Raw genomic sequence first — 4,590 nt, 5'->3', positions numbered from 1 at the left:
CCCAACCCGCGCCTCTGGTGCACGCCGCGCCCCCGCGCACTCCCCGCACCCACTGACCACAGGCAGCCGCCCCTCCACCCGGCCCCGACGCTGAGGAGATCCATGCGCCCGACCTCGCTCGCCGACGCCCGCCGCCTCATCGAGGACAGCTTCGGCGCCCGCCTGCCCGCCCTACGCCAGAACCAGATGCTCACCCCCCAGGCCGACCTGGGTGCCTGCCTGTTCCTGTACGACTGCCTGGAGGACATCGACCTCTCCCTCGCCGACCCGCCCACCACCGGCAGCACCCACCTGCGCCACACCCTGCACACCCACCGGAACGTGGTGGCCCGCGCGCTCACCCTCGCCCTCGACTTCTTCAGCAACGACACCCCCGCCGGGCCGGCCCACGACAGGACCAAGGCAGCCAAGCCCCAGCACCCGGCCCCCGGCTCTGCGTCGAGGGCGGCGGTGAGCCGGGAACTCCTGGAGGAGTGCGCGGCGATCTTCGATGCGTTCCCCTCCCACGAAGCGCTGCCGACGAGCAACCTGCTGGAGCTGCTCAACGACGACCAGCGGCATCGCTGGTCCCAGTACGACGAGGCCGGTCTCACCGCCCGCGACTTGTCCTTGCTCCTCGGCCACTACGGCATCGGGCCCCGCAACATCACCTACTTCGGCCGCCGCCTCAAGGTCTACCTGCGCTCCGACATACGCAACGCCCTTCTTATGTATGTGCGCTGACGGAAGGACAGACCCTCGCTCGCACTCGCTGCCTCCCGCCCCCGGGCCGTGCTGTCCACCCGGAACGTCCCCCAGTTGCTCGCCGGCACCCTGATCGGACGTCTGCCCGCCGCGATGGCCCCCATCGCCCTCCTCCAAACCGCCCATCAGCGCAGTGACCCGGTGCTGGCCGGCCTGCTCGCCGCCCTCTACGGGCTGGCCGCCGTCGCCGGTCAGCCGCTACTCGGCCGCGCCGTGGACCGTCGCCGGCGGACCACCGTCCTGGCCACCTCCGCTGCCGTCTCCGCCGTGGCGTTCACCGCTCTCGCCACCACCGGCCCCGCCCGACACCCTATGGCCGCGGGCCTGCTGACCGCTGTGGCCGGCGCGGCCACACCCCCGCTGGAAGCCGGGCTGCGCGCCCTGTGGCCGCACCTAGTTCGGGACCCGGCCCTTCGCCGCGCAGCGTTCGCCCTCGACTCCACCGCCCAGGAGATCATCTACGTCACCGGCCCGCTGCTGGCCGCCCTCCTCAGCGGGTTGCTCTCCCCCGCCGCCGCACTCGCTGTCTGCGCCGCCCTGGGCGCCGCCGGAACCGCGGTCGTGTGCACCACCCCCGCATCCCGGCCGTGGCACCCGCACCCCCGCACCGCTGAACGCGGCGTTCCCCTGCGCGCGCCGGGGCTGCGGTTCCTGCTGGCCGCGCACGCGCTGCTCGGCGTCTCGCTCGGCGCCGTCAACGTCGCCGCACTCGACCTCGCCAACCGCCACCACACGCCCTGGCTGACCGGAGCGCTCCCCGCGGCCATGTCCGCCGCCAGCCTTCTCGGCGGGACAGTGTTCGGGCAGCGCTGCTGGCCCGGAAGCCATTGCGCCCAGCTCCTGGCCTGCACCGCCGGCTTCGCCGCCGGATGGCTTCCCTTGGCGGTCGGGCCCGATGCCGTGACCGCGGCGGGTTTCGCCATCGCGCCCGGACTGTTCCTGGCCCCGCTGCTGGCCTGCTCTTTCCTCCTCCTCGACGAGCTGGCCCCGGCCGGCACGGCCACCGAGGCGGGCGGCTGGCTGATCGCCGCCATGGGGCTCGGCCAGGCCACCGGCACCGGTACCAGCGGCCCGCTCGGCCCACACAGCGCCACCGCACTACCTGCCCTGGCCGCCGCAAGTGCCCTCACGGTCCTTGTGGTGGGGCGACGACACCTCAATATCGCGCAGCGCACCGCACCGTCCACGAGGACCAGCCTGGAGGGCACATGGTGAACCACGCCCCCCGCTTCACTTCCGTTGCGGTGACACCGTCACAGCTGGCCGCCGCCCGGCGGACACTGGCCTGCTATCTCGCGGGGCTGGGCCTGGTGGTGGCGATCTGGGGGGCGCGGATGCCCGCCATCCAGGCCGCCGCCCACCTGAACACCGGGCGCCTGGCGCTCGTGCTGCTCGCCGCCGCCGCGGGCATGGTCGCCGGCCTGCGCACCGGCGGCGCCATCGCCCACCGGCACGGTCCAGCCCCGCTCCTCGCCGCGCCCGCGGCCGGTCTCGGACTCTCGCTTGCCGCGCTCGGGTCCTGCCGCAGCCTCCCCACCCTCACGGCCGCCGCTGTGGTCTTCGGCCTGCTCCACGGGCTGCTCGACATCGGCGCCAACAGCGCCGCCGTGCGCTGCCAGGACGCCCACGGCCGACCGATCATGTCCGGCCTCCACGCCACCTACAGCCTCGGCGCGCTCACCGGCGCCGCCCTCGCCACCACCCCGCTGCCCCACTGCGTGCTGTTCACCGCCATCGGCCTCCTCACCGCCACGCTGGCCCTGGCCACCGCCCGGGCGACCCGCTCGATGGCGGCACTCCCCGCCACCGGCCCACACGCCAACGCGTCCGGTCCTGCTCGTGGCCGACCGCGGCTGATGTTGCTCGGCGTACTGGCCGCCGCAGCCCTGCTGTGCGAGGGGGCCGCAGCGGACTGGTCCGCCGTCCACCTGACCACCCTCCACGCCACCACCGCCGTCGCCGCCACCAGCTACGCCGCCTACAGCGCCGCCATGGCCGTCGGCCGCCTGTCCGGCGATCGCCTCACCGCACGCCACGGGGCCCCTACCGTGGTCCGCTGCGGCGCGCTGCTCGCCGCCACCGGACTCGCCGCCGGACTCCTCACCTCCACCCTGCCGGTGGCGCTCGCCGGGTGGGCCGCCCTCGGCGCCGGGCTCTCCGTCACCGTCCCCACCCTGATCACCGCCGCCGGACGCAGTGGCCCCCGCGCCGTGGCCACCGTCACCGCCACCGGCTACCTCGGCCTTGTGGCCGGACCCGCGCTCATCGGCGCCTTCGCCTCCCTCAGCAGTCTGCCCGTCGCCCTCGGCCTTCCGGTCGTCCTGGCCGCCGTGATCGCGGCGGCCTCCCACCGAGCCCTGGAGATCCGATAACCGCCTCCCCCGCCCTTCCCGTGGACACGGTGATCGTCGACTACAACGGCGTCATCGGCCTGCAACCCGACGACCAGCAATGGGAGCGCCTAGCCGCGCTGGCCGGCTGGCCCAGCGACCAGCTCCACGCCTTCCGCCAGGAGTTCTGGGAGCGCCGCCCCGCCTACGACGCGGGCGCCGCCACCACGTGGCAGTTCTGGAGCAGCCTGCTCCGCACCCACCACCGCCCCCGCACTGGCCTGCTTCCCGCCCTCCAAGACGCCGACACCGCGCTATGGACACGGACCAACGCGGCCGTCCTCGACACGCTCGGCGGCCTACGCGCCCAGGGGGTGCGCTTGGTCCTGCTGTCGAACGCCCCCGCGCCGCTGGCTGACGCCCTGGATGCCACCGACTGGTGCCGCACCCTGTTCCACCGCACCCTCTACTCCGCCCGGATCGGTATCAACAAACCCGAGCCCGGCGCCTACCACCTCGCGCTCGCCGCAGCCGGATGGCCCGACCCCGCCCGCACTTTGTTCATCGACGACCGCGCCGAGAACTGTCACGCCGCAGCCAACCTCGGCCTGCACACCCTCCACCACCGCAACGGCCCTGCCGCCCTCACGCGCCTCGCCACCCACGTCACGACGGCCGCCGTCCCGGGCCCGCGCCGACCTCATCCAGCACCCGCCGCTTCCTTCACCACATCGACTCACCCCAGCCCTGGGCACCACCGCTGACCTGCGACATTCCCCGCCCCGCCTTCACCGGAAGGAGGCTCCGCTGGACCTCGACGTCATCCCCGAGGACTGGATCCCCGCCGACCCGCAGTCCGCCGACGCCCGGCGCACCCTCACCGAGTTCCTGCCCGACCTCATGGTGCTCTCCCACGTCCCCCTGCGCGGTGGCGAGGACGGCCCGTACGCGGCCCTCGTCGCCGCCGACCAGTCCGCCGTGTGGGGCCCGCCCGGGCAGGCGGACACCCTCGCCGTCCACATCCGCTTCGGCATCCCCGAGGAGCGGCTTTTCACTCTGGACCTCACCCGCACCTACAGCATCGCCCTGGCCGAACGCTGGCTGGTCCACACCCACCGCGTCGACCCCCGCGACTTCGTCCGCTCCCCCGGCACCGTCCGGCCCGCCGACGCCGCCACCCGCGAGATCGAGGAGCGCACCCGCACCTCCGGCGACCGCTACCAACTCCTCGACGCCGCCCTGAACCACACCACCCTGACCTGCGCCATCCTCCTGAAGGACACCAAGTCGGGGACCACCCTGCCCTACCTGGTCCAGGTGCAGTGGCCCGACGACGGCACCGGATACCACATCACCGAGACCCCCTTCCGAGACGAGTACTCCGCCCGACGCTGGATGGAACACACCGAACCGCCGCAGGACACCGACTGCCTGTCCCCGACCGTCGACCGGGCCACCGCAGCGGCCCTCCCACGAGCCCCGACAGCCGCGCCATCCCCTCCAGGCGCCCCCGTTC

Annotated in this window: 5 protein-coding genes; all 5 read left to right on the top strand. The window is 74.0% G+C overall.

Features of this window, described 5'->3' with window-relative positions; all coding sequences use genetic code 11:
• The first annotated feature begins 102 nt into the window (after positions 1 to 102).
• Positions 103 to 723, top strand: a complete 621-nt coding sequence (locus AOK09_RS36420) for a DUF3631 domain-containing protein (RefSeq protein WP_055591448.1) — start codon at positions 103 to 105, stop codon at positions 721 to 723.
• A gap of 48 nt (positions 724 to 771) precedes the next feature.
• The gene (locus AOK09_RS36415; RefSeq protein WP_063796181.1) at positions 772 to 1,959 is read left to right on the top strand and encodes an MFS transporter; all 1,188 of its coding nucleotides are present in this window, start codon (positions 772 to 774) and stop codon (positions 1,957 to 1,959) included.
• A complete protein-coding gene (locus AOK09_RS36410) occupies positions 1,953 to 3,116 on the top strand; it encodes an MFS transporter (RefSeq protein WP_055591446.1) in 1,164 nt (387 codons plus the stop codon). Before AOK09_RS36415 ends, AOK09_RS36410 begins: the two co-directional genes overlap by 7 nt.
• A gap of 20 nt (positions 3,117 to 3,136) precedes the next feature.
• Positions 3,137 to 3,838, top strand: a complete 702-nt coding sequence (locus AOK09_RS36405) for an HAD family hydrolase (protein WP_063796180.1) — start codon at positions 3,137 to 3,139, stop codon at positions 3,836 to 3,838.
• Between the two features lie 136 nt (positions 3,839 to 3,974).
• A partial coding sequence (locus tag AOK09_RS36400; RefSeq protein WP_055591445.1) for a hypothetical protein occupies positions 3,975 to 4,590 on the top strand: 616 nt, incomplete at its 3' end.

The organism is Peterkaempfera griseoplana (genome assembly GCF_001418575.1).
GTDB lineage: Bacteria > Actinomycetota > Actinomycetes > Streptomycetales > Streptomycetaceae > Peterkaempfera > Peterkaempfera griseoplana.
The sequence above is the reverse complement of the archived record's forward strand: the minus strand, read 5'-3'. Positions and strand labels throughout refer to the sequence as shown.